Consider the following 21,244-nt stretch of genomic DNA (forward strand, 5'->3'; position numbering starts at 1 on the left):
ATGGCATCAGTGTAACATGGCCATTGCAAAATAGTGGTGGGGGATACACGTTAATCTGTGTTGTAAATAAGTAGTGATTCACCGGCGTTAACGTATTTTTCGTACTCGCTTTCTTGCCAGTCTAGTGTTTTCAGTATTTTTGGTTTGAGGGTTGCCCAATGATTAATGTTGCGAAAACGTTTGTGGACGTGGGCAATGTTTTCCGCAACTTTGAGTATTGAGTAATATATCTTTTCTTCTTGCGTATGCGGTTCATCCAAAAAATCAATATCGTGATGACGCAGTACCGTGCTGCACAATATTCTCGGCAAGTGCCAAGAGTGAGCCATGTAAAAGCCCAAAATTGCATGGTTACACGGATAGCGCTTGTCTTCTAATTCGGTGAGGCAGGTGCTGATGCTGTCGTTTGCCTCGTTGAGCACATCGACATAATCTGGAAAGTTCATAGCCATCATTGGGATGCCTATGTCATGGAATAGTCCCAGCGTTTGGAGATTATCTGTTGGAATGGTTTTTTGCTTTATAGCTTGTCCTAAATAACCACATAACCGAGAAATTTCAGTTGATGTATCCCAAAACCGCGCAAGCGATATGCAGCTGTTTTCTTGGCGAAAAATCTGCTTTAGCAGGTAGCGTGAAGTGATATGGCTAATGGTGTTAAGGCCAAGCAAAATGACCGCGTATTTGATGTCGGCAATTTCTGGTTCTGGAGCAAAGCCGGGTGTATTCACAACGCGCAACACAGCAGCCGACATTGCTACATCGGCAGCAATCAGCTCACTGACCTTATCGAGACAAGGTTCAGGTTGATTTAATTCTTCTTGTAAGTGATGTAAAGCTTTCGGCTTTACTGGCAATTTAAAGCCAGCTTCTAGCTGTGAAAGTATTTGCTCATCAATACGTTGCATACTACCCCCGCGTTTGTAAGCCTAAGTTTAGCCGAATTAATCAACAACACACCAGTAAATACATGAATTATCTGTATTTGTTTAAAATAAAGAGACAATTTAACGTTATCAGTTCATACTCGAGAGTAATTTTTACAAGGAGATAAAAACACCATGTTTGCTTTTGTTAAGTGCCTAAGCCTGTCTTTTTTAATTACTTTTTCGCTATCGAGCTGGGCTGCACCTATGCATATTGGGTCAATAAGCCCTGCTGATTTACTTACCAATTATGAGGAGTTTAGCAAGGAATATGAAAGTTTTGAGGTGAGCGAGCAAGATATTAAAGATATGCAAAAGCTCGCTGGAAAATCTGTGTTGGTGTTGATGGGCACGTGGTGTCATGACAGTAAAAGGGAAGTGGGGCGATTTTTAAAGTTGCTAGATGCGAGCAAAGTAGAGTTGGCGAAATTAGAGTTAGTCGGTGTCGATTTTGATAAAAAAGATGACAAACACCTGTCAGAAAAATTCGCGCTTCAATATACACCGACGTTCATCATTCTTGCTGATGGTGACGAAATTCACCGTGTTATTGAAAAGCCACAAGGGACTCTCGCCCACGATTTAACGTCTTTTTAATCACCTAATACAACTCGTCAGACCCTCATCCTCACCCCCCATTGGCAGCATTGTCGTTGGGGGTTTTATGTTTCTTATAGGTACAAAAAAATATGAGAGGTTAATTTTTGAACTAAACTTAGTCGGATAAACGTATATACCCTAACTGGTCGCCCAAAGCTATGCAGATAGTTTCTGTATGAGTTCACACCCCGGTGCCGTGACAGGACATAGGAACTTAAATTCATGAGTGTACTTTCGACGCCTTTAAAAATATTAAAATACAAACTCATTACACCGTTTAAACGTTTTAAAATTTCGGCTTCTGCTCAGAACTCGCTGATTAACCATGTTCGATTGACTGTTACGACTATGCCAAGAATGCGTGGTGTTTTGGGTGGACTAATGTTGTTATGTTCGTGGCATAGTGTGGCAGACATAAACATCTCCACCACTGTAACCACCCCCTGCGCTGACAGTAGCGGCACATTTACTGGTTCCAATTGCCAGATTTCCCCCTCACAAATTGAAGCGTATTTAAACGCTGGTTCAGATGTTGTTGTTGAATTGACTGGGGCAAATTTCTTAAATGTGAACTCGCCCATAACAAAATCAGCGGGGGGCAGTGCGACCCTCACACTAAAATCTAGCGCCAAAGTAACCAACTTCGCATCTATAACAAGCACAAGCGGTACTCTAAATGTTGTTATGTGGGGCGATACGAATGATGACACTGGCGGCGGCGTGCAATTAGAAGCAGACATCAACACAAACGGTGGCCATTTTTGGGCTGGTGGCACCAATGGTAGTGGGGGTAGCAGTACTTGGAATGGAATTACCGTGGGGAATGGCCCGTCAAATGGTGGTTCAGGAGTTAATAGTAATGCGCTACAGTGGGTGAGCGCTAACATCACCACAGCTGGTGGTGAAGTGTTAATTTGGGCGGGGACAGGACCTGGTGTGAACGGGGTTTTTGTCAACGGAGCGAATAGCAACAGTATCAATTCAGGCAGCGGTAACGTCACTATTATCGCTGATAACGTATCAGGCTCTGGCGCTAGTTCGATGCCTGTCACGACCACTGGCGTTTTTACGCTTTTACCGCACACTTCTTCCCAAGCACTCGGTTGGTCGCATAATGAAGGGGCAACTGACATTGACTTCAATAATGCGCAATACAACTATCTAAGGATCATTAATCTAGCGAATGTCACCGGCATCACACTCGGCGATTATACCGGTATGAGTGGGGTGACGTTTAACTACACGGGTACCATAACCATTAGTGATCGTCTTGAAGCAGCAGGTCCAATTACTCTTATTGGCGGGCGGGTTTTAACCAATGGTACAGGTTCAATCACCAGTTCTAATACGGGTGACATTTTTATTCAAGGTAAGACCGTCGCCAATGCTGGCATTCAAATTGACTCGGGCATTTATAAAACTGGTGGCTCGACTTCAACTCTTACCCTAAAAAGTGTTGCGAGAGTCAGCGTTTACAGTGATATTGCTAGTGTTTCTGGCTCCCCGCTCAATATCATTTTGTGGAGTGATTACGACGACGGCGATCAAGGTGGTGTTTCATTAGTTGGAACGAATATTACCACCTATGGCGGACATGTTTGGGCGGGAGGGAGTACCGCAGGTGGGGCGACACAAAGCACTTGGAACGGCCTTACTGTTGGAGATGGCCCAAGTATTGGAGCAAGCGGTTACAATAATAACGCTCTTGATTTCGGCGCGAATATCGCCACATCAGGTGGCGATGTCCTTATTTGGGCTGGCTCTGGCGTTAGTAACGACGCCAACAGAAGTGGTATTCAAGTTGATGCAGCAGGAGGCTCGTCCATTGATGCAGGCACAGGGAACGTCACGCTGATAGCAGACTACATTCTGGATTCGACAGCCGGTTCATTGTCGCTCAATATTTCGAGTCAAGGGCACTTTACCCTGTTACCTAACTCCCCATCTAAGTCGCTGACTTGGTCGCACGGTGAGAATGCTGGTGGCTTATTGAATTTTGGCGGTGACTATAACTACCTTTACTTCGGCTCTGATTTTTCAGCTCTGTCAGGGGTTACGCTCGGTGACTACACAGGCATGAGCCCAGTGATATTCAATTACACCGGTGCAGTCTCAATAACTAATAGCATCAACGTGAATGGACCTATTTCGGTTTACGGTGGAAGTATTGCGACTTCCGGAACGGGAGCTCTTAGCGCTAACAACAGCGACATAATTCTTGATGCCGATACAGGGAGTGACCTTGCAGGCAGCGTCGTATCAATGAGTATCGGGGCTAACGTTACCACGGTAGGGACCGGCAATATTTCTATGCTCTCCAGAGGTCATACTGGCACAGGTAATGTGATCACGCTGGGCGCCGTGAATGTGAGCGCAGTAGGAACATTGTCAGTTACAAGTACGCGGCCTGCTTCAGGCGCTAATCGTGGCATTGATGTCATTGGCACGTCATTGAGTGCGGGAGGTGATATTACCCTTGTTGGTTCATCAGGCACTAATGCGGTGTGGGATATTAATCTCAATGGCGCAAGTATTACCAGTACTTCGGGTAATATTTCCATAACCTCAGTAGGTGCGCAAATCAATGATCAGTTCACCTTGCAAGGCACTAATAGCATTACTACTGGCAGCGGCAATATCACATTGAGTGGTAATGACTTTAATGTTAGTAGTAATACACTAACAATCAGCACTCCGGGCATATTTACCGTTGAACCTACCAATATTGGCTTCAATTCGGATTTAGACGCTAATTATGGCGAGTTTGATCAAGATTCATTCACTTGGTCTGCATCAGGATCACCAGATATCACAGTCGGCGGGAGTCTGGCCAACACCATTATCCAAAACGCCGATACCATGGCTGGTGTTGTGATAGGAAAGGCAACAAACGAGTCTGGTGTACTTATCTCCGGAGATACAAACTTAGGTGGTACGTTCACTGTTTATGGCTCAGATATTATCCAGTCTGGCACGGTCACTACTGGTGGTAGCGTTAATTATATTTCTAATAAAACGGATCATGCTGATGGCGCAGAGGCGATAACCGTTAATGGGGCACTTGATGCTGGTAGCGCAGATATTAATATCAGCACACAAAGTGGAGATATTATAATTGGCGCGGATATTACCACTACATCAACAAATAGTACCGCTATCGTGCTTAATGCCGGTGACGCTGCAGGTGCAGGGGATAGTAGTGGCGGTAATGTTATTTTAAATTCGGGTAATCTTAGTGTTGGCAGTGGTGGAAGAATCACTGTTTATACTGGTGATTATTATGACTCATTTGGTTTGGGGGGGCTAGTTGCAGGTGGCGCTGGCAGTGCATTCTATAATTCCGATGGCTCCGGATTGTCTTTTACCTCAAGTATCAACGTGGTGTATCGTCAAAGTAGTGCATCATTACCCAAAGCATTAAAGATTAATGGTGCAAGTCAATACGTGACCTTGCCCACATCCGGTTGGGCTGATATTAGCAATACCATAACTATCGAAGGTTGGTTTAAAGTCGATAGCAGTGCTAATGGTGACATTATAACGCGTCATAATAACTCTACTGCTACAGTGCAGCTGCTTTGGGGGCTTCGTTACCGTAATAACGCCTTCATGCTGCATATTTCTGATACTGCTAATCATTATCGCTGCACCTCGCAAACTGACCCCAATGCCGATGGCAAATGGCATCATGTTGCAGCGATGTTTGAGAGCGGGGTAGGCATTCGTATTTTTATCGACGGTGTTGAAGAAGAAGTACAAAACTGCGTCACAGTAGGAACAGGGTTAAATCTGACCATTCCAAATTCTGGCGTCAATGCGTTAATTGGTCGTTACTACGATGGTAGCAGTCCGTTCGTTGGTAGTATGGATGAATTGCGGGTATGGAGCACCACACGCACAGAGCAGCAAATCCGCGAAAACATGATGCGTACTGTACCAGCCGACTCGGTGGGGTTGGTCGCTTACTATACCTTTGAGCACGACAGCGGCACATTTGTCAGTGATGTATCGGGTAATGGTCTCAATGGCACCCTCACTGGCAGTGACAGTAATTGGATAGACACTCGCGCGTTTAACTCTTGGCTTGATAACTCAACAGATTGGAACGATGCGGCGAACTGGAGTTTGGGTAATGTGCCCGTGCATTCAGATAATGTTGGCATTTACGCTTCGATAAACAGTCCCACAATAGCTGCAAATGGCTCAGGAGCAGCCGGAAGTGCATTAGATTTTGACGGCGTTGATGATTATATCTCCTTTGCTGATGCCGACATCCTTGATGGTTTGAGTGCCATGACGATTGAAGTATGGGTGTGGGGTATCGACCCTGACGGCTCGGCTGTAGTCACCAAAGATGGTGTGTTTTCTTTAGAAACGGGCAGCACCGGAAATATTGCCATGTACTTCGGTGATGGCACAACAACATCTGCCGGCGCTGATACGATTGTCACCGGTGCGCTTAAAGATAACCAATGGAATCATATTGCTGCATCCCGCGATGGCAGTGGCAATGTAAATATTTACGTAAACGGTATCTTTGTGGGTAGTGGTGTTGATACCGATACGGGTAGCAATGCTAATGGGCTCAGCATAGGAGGCTATCCGCCGCCCTCTACATACAAACATGAGGGTAAACTCGATGATGTTCGTATTTGGAATATCGCGCGGACTGAAGCTCAGATCCGTGACACCATGAATGTTACCTTGAGTGGTTCTGAAGCGGGGTTGATAGCGTATTACAAATTCGATGAGGGTTCAGGAACCACTCTGACAGACCTCACTGCGAATGGAAACAACGGTACCTTAACGTTCATGGATGACAGTGACTGGGTTACGTCAACCGCGTATATTGGTAATCCTGCAGTGCATCATCTTTTTGTCCAGTCTACTGCTACGCCCACACTGAATACATCGATAGATGTTAACGGTCATTTGTTTTTGGATAACAACCTCGACCTCAACGGAAACACCGTTGACTTAGGCGAAACGGGGTACTTGTATGAAATGGCTGGCTTATTCACTGACTCTGTGGGCAGTGGTGGTATTGTGGCAACTCGTGAGCTTGCAAATATCAGTGCAGAAGATGTCGCAGGGTTAAAGGCGTTGTTAACGACCACTGCGAATATGGGAAGCACTACCATAACCCGCTCTCATGGCGCCCTGAGTGACCCTGTCAGCATCAATCGTGCCTATGATATTAGCCCTACCAATAACAGCAGCTTGAATGCGACGCTGGTGCTTAATTACAACGACAATGAACTTAATGGCATCACGGAAACCGATCTGGGTTTATATAAGTCCACTGACTCAGGTTCAACATGGCAAGGAGTAGAGGCCACACTTGATGACACTAATAATACCCTGACAGTTACTGGGTTATCTGGCTTTTCTAGTTGGACTGCCGCGGATGTGACTACTGCTGACAGCGATAATGACGGCATTAGCGATTTTGATGAAGGTTATAGTAATACTGGCACTGCCAGTACTGACACCGATGGTGATGGCATTGCCGATTACATTGATACCGACTCAGACAATGACAATATTCCCGATAGCATTGAAGGGGTTGCTGACGCTGACAGCAGCGGCATAGCAGATCGTTTGGAAGTTAACAGGAACACGGCTGGCGCCGCACTAGCACTCGCTTTTGATGGTGTGAATGACTATGTCAACGTCGGTACAGGGGTTGCTGATTTCCAAGTTGCTCAACTGTTTTCAGTGGAAGCTTGGGTGAAGCTCGACTCTGCGCCAGCTTCAACTGGGTATATTTTGTCGAAGTTTTCCCCAGGTGGTGGACAACGAGAGCTTTGGTTTTTAGCAGTAAATAATGATTTAACGGTTAAATTTCACCGTGAGGTCGCGCCTTGGGATGTATTCAGCGAATCAACGCTTGAAGTAGGTCGTTGGCACCATATTGCGGGTGTTTATGATGGGGCCAATATTAGTATTTACATCGATGGCGTACTAAGAGGCACTCAAACTTCAGGCGCTATGGCAGACAAAAGTGGTTTAGCTGAAAAAAATCTCACCATTGGTAGCCACTCACTAGGAGGTGATTACTTCCCAGGCCAGATCGATGAAGTTCGCATCTGGGATGATGCCCGCTCTGAAGAAGAGCTTCGTACGTTCATGATGCAGCAACTACAGGGGGATGAAGCCAATCTAGTTGCTTATTACCGGTTAGATGATGGTGCAGGTGGTACAGCCGTGGACTCCAGTGTAACTGGTGCCAATGGTACCCTTACTAACATGGATACGCTCCACTCTTGGGTGCCTTCCACCGCCTTCAACAACTGGGTGGGTATCAGCACAAATTGGCATGATCCGAGTAACTGGAGCCTCAAAAACGTACCCATAGAGCAAGATAATATTGGTATTTATACCACCGCTAACCAGCCCATTATGAGTGCTGCGAGTGCATATAGCACGGGCAGTGCCATCACGCTTAATGGTACTACGCAGTACGTCAACGTCACACCAAGCCCATTGGCTGATATTGGTAATACTAATACGGCGACGATAGAGGCGTGGATTAAGCCCGCAGATTTAGCGGATACGCAGGTTATTGCCGGTTTTGGTAAAGCGGACAATTCCGCTGATGTGCAGTTTAGGCTCCTCGGCGACAAACTCAACATATACATGAGTAATGCAAGCTCTGCAGAGAGTTCGTTAAGTTTATCCAGCACTGAATCTATTCCAACGGGGCAGTGGACTCATGTTGCCGTCACGTTTACAAGCGCAGGCAAAGTGACCCTGTATATCAACGGAGAAATTGAGGCGGCCTCTACAACATCGGAGTACGTAGTGTCTTTGGCAACCATGCTAATAGGAAACACTTGGTACGTTACACCACAAAGCCTTTATTACGCGGGTGATATCGATGAACTTAGAATTTGGGATAGCGCCCGAACTCTGGGGGATATTCGCGACAACATGAAGCGTACACTAAGTGGCTCTGAGAGTGGATTGGTTGGTTACTATAAACTTGATGGGGACGTCTTGGATTCAGCGGGAGGAGATCAGCCAGGGAGTGTTGTAAATGCACCAAGCTTTAATGCGTCATCAATATTTACGGGCGGCACTATTGCGTTTGATGATATGTATCTGTCAAACAGCGCGGTACTGACCATTAACACCGGCTTTACGGTTGCCAACAATCTTTTTGTAAATAGTAATATCGACTTAAATGGTCAAACAATTACGTTGGGAGCTACTGCTACCTTGTTTGAAGCTGCACTGATCAGCGATTCTCTCGAGTTTGGCGGCATCACTACAACTCGGGCATTAAGCAATATCAGCTCAGAAAACGTTGGTGGTCTGGGCGCCATACTTACGACGACTGCGAATATGGGCGTTACCACAATAACCCGTAGCCACGCGGCATTGACAGATCCCGTTAGTATTAAGCGCCAATATAACATCACACCCACTACGAATACCGGCTTAAATGCAACACTGGTGTTTGAGTATGACGATACCGAGCTCAATAGTATCAACGAAGACTTTTTACTCTTGTATAAGTCAACAGATAGTGGTGCGACATGGACAAGCCAAAGTGCAACTGTGCTTGATACAACAGCGAATACCATGACCTTGTCTGGTTTAGATGGGTTTTCTGTTTGGACCGGCTCAATGGATCCTTTGATTGATACCGATGGCGATGGTGAACCTGATATTACCGACACGGATGATGATAATGATGGCCTTAGCGATAGTGATGAGTTAACACTTGGCACAAACCCTCTGGTTGTTGATACCGATGGCGATGGCATTTCCGATGGTGATGAAGTTGCTAATGGTGGTAACCCTTTAAATGCACCTCCTGTGATAGCTCAAAACAGCCCGCTCACGATAACCATAGATGAAGATGAAAGCCCTACAGCTTGGGTATCACCCAGTGTTGTGGCTAGTGATCTTGATGGTGACACGCTTACTTGGACGCTTAGTCGCGACGGCTTACACGGTACTGCATTGGTATCAGGAACTGGCAGCAGCCCAGCTACCTTAGATTACACCCCGGATGCTGATTACTACGGGGTTGATTACTTTGAGCTCACCGTCAGCGATGGCACAGAGTCAGACACGTTGTCTATCAAAGTAATTGTTAATGCTCAGCCCGAGCCTGGAGACCCAGCAGCGGGTGGGGCTTCAGCTATCAATAACTTTATACCTTATACCGTCAGTGGTTTGCCGGTATATGACCATGAAGGCTCGAGTGACCCAACTAATGGCGGTGCGTCTGTGCAACCAACACAAATTGACATTAGTTCTTGTTCAGCGGATGGGGCAACCCCAGGCAATCAACCAAGTACATGGATTAAGTATGAAGATACAGATACCGACCTAAATACCACCAATGATGCATACCTCGTAATGCGTATGCGTTTGGATGCAAACCCTTCTGAGCGTGGCCGTAACGGTTCTGGGCTAATCAGCTCGCATTGGAACTTCATGATCGATATCGAAAACGATGGCAGTAACGACTACATCATTGATGTTGACGGTACCTTTGCGTCGAACCTAGTCGATAGGGTGTGGATGTATCAAGACGATAACAACAACTTCACGATTGACGATGGTGCTGCGGTAAATTCTTATATTGCAGCGGGCTCTAATGCAACCAGTGCAGAACAAGCAACATCAGTTGTGACTATCACAGAAGATCAGTCGGTTGTGTGCGGCAGCAGTTATGACTTCTTCCTTGACGTACGAATTCCTGTGGACGATTTCCCTGATGGCTTCGCTAACTATGATGCGAATGTGGGTATTGGTGTGTTCTATTCGTCATCAGCGTCGAATACCGACCCATTGCAAAAAGACTGGCAGGGTTTCCGTGATGTACCGCCAGATACGTTTGAAGCTGTTAATGGCGGTTTTGCAGCGCCAGTAGGCAGTATTGCAGGAAGTGTTTTTGTAGATAGTAATGGCGACGATTTTTATCAAAGCGCTGTTGAAAGTGCACACAGTACTCAAAGCATTGATATTTTCACCGAAGCAGGTGTGCAGCTTGTCGCTGGTACAGACTACACCTTTACCGATAATGGCGATAGCTATGGTGTTACAAACCTAGCAGCAGGTAATTATCGAATTCAAAATACAGCATCAGCTGGGGTTACTCAGCTTACTAAAAATGTCACGGTACAGGGCGCGGCGACAGCAGCCATTGATATACCTGTGCGAGCCATCTCTGAAATAACCGTTTTCGTCTATGAAGACCTCGACGGTGACGGCTTCTATGATGCTGGGGAGTCTGGTATTGATGGCGCTGGTATTGAATTGGATAACGTTAGCCAAGGTAATACTGCTGGTGGTGGTTTCCTCACCATCGATTTTACCGCCAAGGCCGATGGCCCTTATACCGTTACACAAGCCGCAGTGCCTGCTGGTTATGTTGCCAGCTCAGCGGTCAATGTAAGCGTAAACTATACTAGCGGCTCCAATTTGTCTGTCAGTTTTGGTGTGGTCAAGGCCGGTGAAATATCGGGCGTGGTCTACAACGACAAAGACGGCGATGCGACCAAAGACAGTTCTGAGTCAGGGTTGTCAGGAGTGAGTATCACGGTGACTAATGAAGCCGACACCGTGGTAGGTAGTGCTACTACAGGAAGCGATGGTTCATACCGAATCACTGGTTTAACACCGAACACTAAATATTATGTTGCTCAATCGAACCTTGCTGGATATGCCAGCACTACCAGTGACTTGTTGCCAACGTCGTTTGGTTCTGGTGGTAGTTCGGTCATTAACTTTGGTGATGTTTTAGAGGGTAAAGTATCGGGATTTGTTTTCAGTGATGACAATGGTAACAGTCGAGTCGATGATGGTGAGCAAGGTTTGCAGTTTGTCACCATCACTATTTATAACCAAGGTAATAGCGCCATTTCGATTAGTGGCACAAGCTATCAACCTGGTGACATTGTTACTGCAGTTCGCACTAATGCTGATGGTTTCTACGAGGCTACTTTACCTGAGGGACGCTATCGCATTGAAGAGACAGACCCGCTTGGTTATGTCAGTGTAAGCTCAAATTCTAAGAACGTAACATTACCCAGTACCCAGACTATCGCGAACTTTGCTGATATGAAGCAGGGCGTGGTAACTGGCTTGGTATTTAATGATCTTAATGCCAATGGCAAATTAGATCCCGGTGAGCCTGGCGTTAATGGTATGACTATGACCATAACCTCAGGACCAGTAGTCGACACAACGCAATCAGATGGTAGCTTCTACTTTGGCAATCTTGCAGATGGCGGTTACACACTGACGATGACTGTGCCAACAGGATTTGTTTCCACCACTCAAGAGAGTCAGTCTGTAACCATCAGTGATACTAATGTCAATGCAGGCCTGCAGTTCGGGGTTAAGATATCAGGAACTATTGATGGTGAAATCTATCATGATCTCAATGGTAATTTACGCCGTGATGCGGGTGAGGAAGGTATTGGTGGCGTAACCCTCACACTTGATGGTGGTGCGACAACGACCTCTCTTATTAATGGTCATTACAGTTTCACTGGGCTGACAGCGAATCAAGCCTATGAAGTAGTTGAAACAGACCCGACCAACTATGTAAGTACTACCACAAATAACATTACCGTAACCCTAGATGCTAATGGTCGTGCTGATAGAGCTGCGACATTTGGCGATCAGTTCCAAGGGGTCGTTGCAGGCACTGTTTTTGAGGATATAGACGCCAATGGTGCCCAAGATGCGCTAGAGCAAAGCTTACCCGGCGTTGTGATGAGCCTCACAGGCTTTGTCGACACACTCTCAAGTAACAGTGGCAGTTTTGAGTTCGTTAAAGTGAGCGGCAGTGGTCTGAGTCTGTCGGCGGCGGTGCCAAATGGATATGCAGTGACCACTAACAACAACCCTGAAACTATTGATATGACTGCTTATGATGGCAGTAGTAACTACGGTTTACAGCCAGATGCTACGGTTCTGGGTTACGTATTTAGCGATGCGAATGGGAATGGCGTTCAAGACGGTGAGGAAACGCCTTTGGCCGGAGCTACGGTTTCTATGCTATCAGGCGAGACCGGTGTTTCAGATGTCAATGGGCTAGTACGTTTAAGCGGCATAACCCCCGGACTCAATACGGTATCGATTTCCGCTTTGTCAGGGTATACCGATACAACAGTAACGAGCATTCAGCTATATGCTGAGGCTGGGCAAACGGCAACCGTGCGCTTTGGTAAATTCATTAATGTGGCGCCTTGGGCACGCCCAGAGATTTTCACTGTGGCCGAGAATGCAGCGACATCGACCGTGATAGGCACAGTAGTATCCGGTGATGATAACGGTGATGCTGTGACTTATAGCATTAGTGCAGGTAATGGCGCAGGTCTGTTTGCCATAGATGCTAATACAGGGGTAATTACTCTGATTGGGGCACTGGATTTTGAAACCACCGCATCGTATACATTGACGATAACCGTAAGCGATGGCTCACTCACATCGACGGCAGATATCACAGTCTCTGTTACTGATGTCAATGAAGCCCCAGTGGCCGATAACCAGAGTGTTTCCGTCAACGAGGATAGCGCGATTAGCGTTACCTTAACGGGCTCTGATGTCGACGGTGATAACCTGAGCTACACTGTGGCAACGCAACCCAGTAGTGGCACCTTAACCGGGACTGCTCCTAATCTGACTTACACGCCAAGCGCAAATTTCAATGGCGGAGATAGCTTTACATTTACCGTTTCTGATGGCGTTTTGACTTCTAACACGGCGACCATCAGCATCACGGTGAACTCGGTTAATGATCTACCGGTTGCAACTGCACAAACCGTGTCGACAAATGAAGATAGTGCTGTAGCCGTGACCTTAGCCGGAACAGATATTGACGGCTCCATAGTGAGTTATGCAGTGGTCAATGCACCAGCTAATGGCACCTTGAGTGGCACAGTGCCTAACCTCACCTATACGCCAAACGGTAATTACAATGGTAGTGATTCATTTACTTTCACCGTTACCGACAACCAAGGCGCAACTTCAGTAGCGGCAACCGTAAGCATCACTGTTAACTCAGTGAACGATGCGCCTATTGCCACTGCACAAAGCGTCACCACTACAGAGGATGCTGCTCTAGCAGTGACATTAAGCGGCCTCGATGTGGATGGCACCATTGCCAGTTACGCTGTGGTAACTGGGCCAAGTAGTGGCACCTTGAGTGGCACAGCACCGAACTTGAACTACACACCAAGTGCCGAATTCAGTGGAGCAGATTCATTTACCTTTACTGTGACAGATAACGGCGGTCTAGCCTCTGCTGCAGCCATCATTTCGGTCACAGTGACAGCCGTCAATGATGCACCTATTGCGACATCACAAACGCTGTCCACAGCAGAAGATACGGCGTTGAATGTGACGCTTGCTGGCGCTGATATTGATGGCTCGATTGCAAGCTATACCGTGGTTACAGCTCCGTCTAACGGAACTTTAACTGGAACAGCACCAAATCTGACTTACACGCCAAGCACAGATTTTAACGGCGCGGATTCTTTCACCTTCACTGTAACCGATGACCAAGGCACCACATCGGCAGTGGGGACAGTGGCTATTACTGTGACGGCGGTTAATGATGCGCCTATCGCGGTTGATGATAATGTATCAACATTAGAAGACACCCAAACTCTGATTGAAGTGTTAGCGAATGATATAGATGCAGAAAATGCGTTAACGCCGTCGAGTTTAGTTATTATTCAGCAGCCCACCAATGGCTCGGTAATAATTGCACCAACAACCGGACGTGTCATTTACACTCCGAATGCCAATTACAATGGTGCGGACAGCTTTACTTACCAAGTTAATGATAATGGTAACTTGACCTCGAATATAGCGACTGTCGCCATTGATATTGGCGCGGTGAATGATGCACCGGTTGCCAATAACGATGCCCTCAGTACTGATGAGGACACCGCGCTGCAAATTAATGTGTTAGTCAATGATTCGGACATAGACGGTGCAGCGTTACTTGCTGACAATGTAACGGTTGTGAGCCAGCCAGCTAATGGCTCACTGAGTTATGCTGACGGTACTCTCACCTTTACGCCAGATGCCAATTATGCAGGTAACGATACGTTTGAATATCAAGTCTCGGATGATCAGGGCCTCAACAGTAATATCGCAACCGTTTATCTAACCGTTGTAGGCATTAATGATCAGCCTACAGCCATTGATGATACCGCAACTACTGATGAAGACACTGCGATTGAAATTGAGGTGTTAAGTAATGACACTGATATTGAGGATGGCCAACCAAACTCTAGCACTGTGCAAGTAATACAGGCGCCACAGCATGGCTCTGTGACAGTCAACAGTACTACAGGTGCGGTAACTTACACGCCTGAGGCCGATTACTTTGGCACTGACAGCTTTGTTTACTTCGTTGATGATACAGGGAATACGTCACCGGTAGAGCCTCCGCTGCATTCAAACCCAGCAACCGTGACCATCACTGTTAATCCGATAAATGATGCGCCACGCGCCGCTGATGATGTTGTTATTCATGAAGAAATCGATCAACCAATCGGAATTAATGTCCTTGGTAATGATGTTGATGTAGATGGTGTAATTGATATTTCTTCATTGGCAATTATCACTCAACCACAATTCGGTACGTTGACGGTTGATACCGTTACTGGGCTGGTTAAGTATACCCCTGCTCCTGAATATAACGGTGATGATACCTTCTCTTATCAAGTGGCAGACGACAATGGCGTATTGAGTAACGTAGCCGATGTACTTCTCACTATTACGCCGGTCAATGACGCGCCAGTGGCGCTAGAACAGTCTGTGAGCACAGATGAAGATACAAGTTTGAATATTGTACTCGAAGCCACCGATGTAGACGGTACTGTGGATTTCTATAGTGTACAGACGCAGCCAAGCTTTGGGCAGCTCTCTGGCAGTGGCGCTAACTTAGTGTATACGCCGAATACTAATTTCAACGGTGCAGACAGCTTCAGTTTTGTTGCCATTGATAACGAAGGCGCCGCATCGCAAGCAAGCACTGTCACAATTACTGTCAATGCTGTTAATGATACTCCAATTGCCCAAGATGACGCCGTTACAGTGGCCGAAGATAGCACTGCCAACATTATTGATGTACTGAGCAATGACAGCGATATAGATGGTGATGCACTGCAAGTAACTGAGGCAACTGCAACTTCAGGGCAAGTGAGCATCAATTCAGATGGTACGCTGACCTTTACACCAGCACCTGACTTTAACGGCGTAGTGACTATCACTTACACGGTCTCAGATAGCAATGGTGGCACCCAAACGGCAACCGTAACGATCACTGTCAGCGCAATCAATGATGCTCCAGTCGCACAAGATGATAGTGCAACAGTGGCAGAAGACAGCCTCAATAACACCATAGATGTTTTGAGTAACGACAGTGATATTGATGGTGACACGCTCAGTGTAACTGCAGCTCAGGCCTCATCTGGTCAAGTCAGCATTAATTCAGATGGAACATTGAACTATACGCCTGTGCCTGACTTCTTTGGTACGGTGACAATAACGTATACCGTATCAGATGGTAACGGCGGGACTGCCAGCGCAACCGTATTGGTGACAGTTGGCGCGGTGAACGACTTGCCATCAGCCGTTGCCCAAAATGTGGTGACCAACGAGGATTCGGCGCTTGCCATTACCTTATCGGGCAGCGACAGCGATGGTTCCATCACCGGCTATAACATTGCAACCCAGCCAAGTAATGGTGATGTAAGTGGCACAGCACCTAATGTGACTTATACCCCGTTTGATAATTTCAATGGTGTAGACTCGTTCACATTCACAGTGACTGATAACGATGGTGGTATCTCAAGCGCAGCGACCATTACTGTTACCGTTAATCCTGTTGATGATGCGCCTATTGCTGTTAATGACAGTGCAACGTCACCGGAAGACACTCAAGTTGTGATCAATATTCTGGACAATGACTTTGATTCAGAGAGTAATATTGTACCTTCAAGTGTGTTGATCACTGTACAGCCAGCGAATGGCCAGTTGTCTGTTACGCCAACGACCGGACTGGTATTTTACACCCCAGACGAAAACTTTAATGGCGCTGATAGCTTCAGGTATCGGGTGAAAGACAGTACCGATCTAACCTCTAATGAAGCAACGGTCAGCATTGATGTTGGTGCAGTAAATGATGCGCCAATTGCTAAGTCTGATGCCGTAGCCATGCCAGAAGATACAGCCACTAACATCAATGTGTTGGTTAATGACATAGATGTTGATGGTGATACGCTTAATAGCAACAGTATTGTTATCACCGCACAACCTAGCCACGGAGCAGTTAGTCTTGTTGATGGCGAGCTCAATTTTATCCCTGAGCCGGATTTTGTAGGTAACGATACCTTTACCTATAAAGTGGCCGATTCACAGGGCCTTGAAAGCAATATTGCCACCGTTTATGTGACAGTCACTGGTATTAATGATGCGCCAGTCGCATTAGACGATATTGCGCAAACCAATGAAGATATTGCTGTTGAGATAAACGTGCTTGCCAATGATACGGATATCGAAGATGGTCAACCAAACCCAGAGACGGTGCATGTTATTGAGCAGCCAGAGCATGGCAGCGTGGCAATTGATGCGGCTAGCGGTGTGATCACCTATACCCCAGCGCAAGATTATTTTGGCACAGACAGTTTTGTGTACTTCGCTGATGATACTGGCAATGCATCACCGTCAGAGCCGCCATTGCATTCGAACCCAGCAACCGTGACTATCACCATTAATGCGGTGAATGACGCCCCAATGGCACGTAACGACGTGATTGTGCATGAAGAACTGGATGCGCCGCTTGATATCAATGTACTGGGTAATGATATCGATGTTGATGGGACGCTGAACCCGAGTTCGCTCACTATATTAACGGCACCACAATTTGGCTCTGTATCCGTTGATACGGCAACTGGGTTAGTACGATACGCACCTGCGCCTGAGTATAACGGTGCTGATGAATTTACCTATCAAGTGGATGATAACAACGGATTAGCGAGTAACATCGCCACTGTGACGTTAACCATCACGGCGGTGAATGACGCGCCATTTGCTCAAGACCAGAGCATCACAACATTGGAAGATACGAGTTCAAGTATTGTTCTTAGTGCTTCGGATGTTGATGGTGCGATTGCTTTCTACCTCGTTGATATTCAGCCTAGTCATGGTGTCCTTTCTGGCAACGCGCCTGAGCTTGTTTATACCCCAGATACCAACTTCTTTGGTATAGACAGCTTTGCCTTCAGTGCAGTTGATGACCAAGGTGCGACGTCTAATATTGCCACGGTCACCATTACAGTGAGTCCGGTAGACGATGCGCCAGTGGCATTGCCGCTATCGTTAGTGACTACACAAGATCAAGCACTGCCCATCACTCTTGAAGGTACAGATATTGATGGTGATGTTCTCACTTACATAATTGATACTCAGCCAGAAAATGGCATGTTGTCAGGCTCTGCAAGAAGCTGGATATATACACCAAATCCAGGTTTCTTTGGTGAAGATAGCTTTACCTATCACGTCAATGATGGATTTGAAGATTCGGCAATTGCAACCGTGTCTATTATCGTTAACGAAGCTGAGCCAGCTGTAAACGCTGTAGACGATGAGTTTGAGGTGGCTGCAAATAGTGGCTCATTGCTCGATGTACTAGCAAACGACACCAGTGCTGATGGTAGCGCCTTAACCCTAGTATCTGTTTCGAGCACCTATGGTGAGGTCGCTATTGTTGATTCTCAGGTGCAATTCATACCGCCGACGGGCTTTAGCGGCACCGTGATTATTCGCTATCTGGTGCGCAATGAGCGCGGTGATTATGATACAGCAGTGGTTAGCGTAACAGTTATTGGTGATGGGCAAGGGCCTGTGGTAACAGCGCCTAATTCGGTAACTGTTGATGCTAATGCTTTGTATACCAAAGTAGATTTGGGTGTAGCATCAGCACGTGATCGTAATGGTAACCCATTGCCTGTGTCATTTGTGAGTGGCTCATTATACTTTGAACCAGGCGTTAACTATGCGCTGTGGCAAGCTACCGATGCAGACGGTAACGTGTCTACCGCTGAGCAGCTTGTATATGTTAGACCACTTGTATCGCTGGCTAAGGATCAGTTTGTTGCCGAAGGAATGAATGTGCAAATTGGTGTCTACCTCAACGGTTACTCGCCAAGCTATCCGTTGGAGATCCCCTACACCGTGTCTGGCACCAGCGATAGTAGCGACCATACCTTGGCATCGGGTGTAGTAGTTATTAACGAGGGTACTCAAGGCGTTATTAATGTCTCTATCCTAGAAGATGCAATCAGTGAAGAAGATGAAACTCTGATTGTTACACTAACAGATGCGAGTAACTTAGGTATCAAACGCGAACATGTGATGACTATCACCGAAGGTAATATCGCTCCGCGGGTGGAACTAATCATGGAGCAAAATACCAAAGAGCGCTTGACCATTAGTCAAAGTGAAGGGGCTGCCGTTATTACAGCGGACGTGTTTGATCCTAATGTGTCTGACACACACAGCTATCAATGGCAGATGCTAAGAGGTGAAGCTGTTGATATCGATGCACAGAATAGCACCTTTACGATTGACCCAAGTTTGATGCCAGAGGGCCTCTATGTTGTGCAAGTGACAGTCACTGACGATGGTGCTCCTGCATTATCGCAAACAGTAGACTTGTACTTTGATGTTGTTGCGCAGTTGCCTGAACCGGGTTCTCAAGACAGCGATGGGGATTTGCTGCCTGATGATATTGAAGGCTTTGCCGACGCAGATGAAGATGGCATTCCTGATTACCTTGACTCTAGAGATGAGTGTAATGTGCTGATGGAGCAGGGCTCTGAACAAGATGCATTCTTGGTTGAAGGTGAGCCTGGGGTGTGTCTGCGCGTTGGCTTCTATGCGCATAGTGGCGAGTTTAAAGGGGCACAATTGTCAGATGGAGACATCAACAAGCCAGGTGATGATTTGACGCCTGACGACGAGGCGGATCATGTAGATGGTGTATTCGACTTTATTGCCCGTGGCTTACCTGAGTTTGGCAGCAGTTATAAAATCACCATTCCACAAAGACAGATCATTCCTGAGCTAGCTGTATATCGTAAGTTTACGGCTAAAGCTGGTTGGTTCACCTTTATGGAAGACGATAATAATCAGCTTCATAGTGCCTCTGGGGATAAAGGTTTCTGTCCGCCTCCAGGGAGCAGTGATTGGCAAGCAGGATTAAACGCGGGCCACTGGTGTGTGCAGCTAACTATTGAAGATGGCGGCCCTAATGATGCAGATGGCCAAGCTAATGGCACCATTGTTGACCCAGGCGGTGTGGCTGTTCTTATCAGTGCGAATCAGCTACCTGTGGCGCTCAATGACGAAGTGTCGATTGAACAAGACACCAGTGTCACGATTGATGTCATTACCAATGACAGCGACCCAGACGGTGACAATTTAACAGTGTTGGCAGCGTCAGCGCAGCTTGGCTCGGTGCAAATCAACCAGAGCAGCGAATTGGTATACACCCCATTAGCGGGATATGTCGGTAGCGACGAAATTACCTATGCTATAGGTGACGGTCAAGGCGGGACTGCAAGTGCAGTCGTAACCGTTACGATCACAGCCACCGAGGTTACACCTGAACCACCAACACAAACTGACGACATCGTCACCAAAGGGGGGGGAGCATTGGGTATGTGGTGGTTACTGTTATGTCTGGTTGGTATTTGGCGATGCGTTGCTCATAGGCGTGTCGCGAACATACGCCGCTTTGGAGAATGGATATGATGAACAACAACCGGGTTATCACTCGCACTAAGTTAAAGCCGTTTGGGCGTGCGTCACTTATCAGCACAGTGTTGCTGGTGGTATCAACACCGGCGCTATCAGCACAGAGCGACGAAGACAAAAAGTGGTATGTCGGCGGAGCAATCGGTTACGCCAGTAGTGATGCATCTATTGGCAGTATCGATAGGCAGTTTGCTAACGTCGGCTTAGACGCAAGTGTGACTGCGTTGGACAACAGCGACATGGCTGTATCTTTGTACCTTGGTTATGATTTTAATCAACATTGGTATTTGCAAGGTGGCTACAAAGACATTGGTGAAGTGCAAATCAATATTAGTGCGACTTATGACGATGAAGTTGCTTTTTTTGATGAGATAAGAAAGATTCACCCAGAGTCCGGTGATGGGCTATTTATTGCGCTTGGCTATCACTTTTACATCAATGATGATTTCACTATTGCGCCACAACTAGGTCTGTTTGATTGGCAAGGGAAGTTCAAAACCACTAATGTGGGAGAGCTCAAAGGTCGAGATAAAATCAGTGGCACTGATATGTTTTTGGGTATCAAAGGGGAGTATCGGCTGTCGCAAGAGTGGCGCGTTGGTCTGAGCTGGGAGCGCATCAACTTTGATAAAGACGAATCCGATGCAGTGTGGCTTAGCGCCCGTTACCAGTTTTGAGAAAAGCGCCAATGTGGCGCTTTTTTCTATCTGTTTCATATATTCCTCATAACACAGGGCACCTTCTATTGCTGAGCGCAGTGTAAAAGAGCTCTTGGTATTGATACTCATACTATCAATGCCGTGTTTAAAGGCGTTTACGGCGGGCTTTTGATTTTGTCTGCGTTATCACCTGACTTACATAGAATGACTATGCGACGCAGGCTCTGCCTTGCCAAAATACCCCAATGACTGCTG

4 protein-coding genes are annotated in these 21,244 nt (G+C 46.7%); 3 read left to right on the forward strand and 1 reads right to left on the reverse strand.

Going from position 1 to position 21,244, the window contains the following annotated elements:
* Positions 1-50 precede the first annotated feature (50 nt).
* On the reverse strand, positions 51-908 hold the full coding sequence (locus tag AAEU32_RS07505) for an HDOD domain-containing protein (RefSeq protein WP_421969912.1): 858 nt from the start codon (positions 906-908) through the stop codon (positions 51-53).
* Positions 909-1,061: 153 nt separating this feature from the next.
* On the opposite strand from AAEU32_RS07505, the gene AAEU32_RS07510 reads away from it, so the two are divergent.
* From AAEU32_RS07510 to AAEU32_RS07520, 3 genes are all read left to right on the forward strand, one after another.
* Entirely contained in the window at positions 1,062-1,523 is a 462-nt protein-coding gene (locus AAEU32_RS07510) for a TlpA family protein disulfide reductase (RefSeq protein ID WP_421969913.1), read from the forward strand.
* A gap of 408 nt (positions 1,524-1,931) precedes the next feature.
* Positions 1,932-20,327 carry a tandem-95 repeat protein gene (locus tag AAEU32_RS07515; RefSeq protein WP_421969914.1) on the forward strand — a complete coding sequence of 6,132 codons (18,396 nt, stop codon included), beginning with the start codon at positions 1,932-1,934 and terminating at the stop codon, positions 20,325-20,327.
* Positions 20,324-21,007, forward strand: coding sequence for an outer membrane beta-barrel protein (locus tag AAEU32_RS07520; protein ID WP_421969915.1), 684 nt, complete (start codon positions 20,324-20,326; stop codon positions 21,005-21,007). The genes AAEU32_RS07515 and AAEU32_RS07520 overlap by 4 nt, the downstream gene beginning before the upstream one ends.
* Positions 21,008-21,244: the final 237 nt, after the last annotated feature.

The organism is Pseudoalteromonas maris, assembly GCF_049257235.1.
Taxonomy (GTDB): Bacteria; Pseudomonadota; Gammaproteobacteria; order Enterobacterales; family Alteromonadaceae; genus Pseudoalteromonas.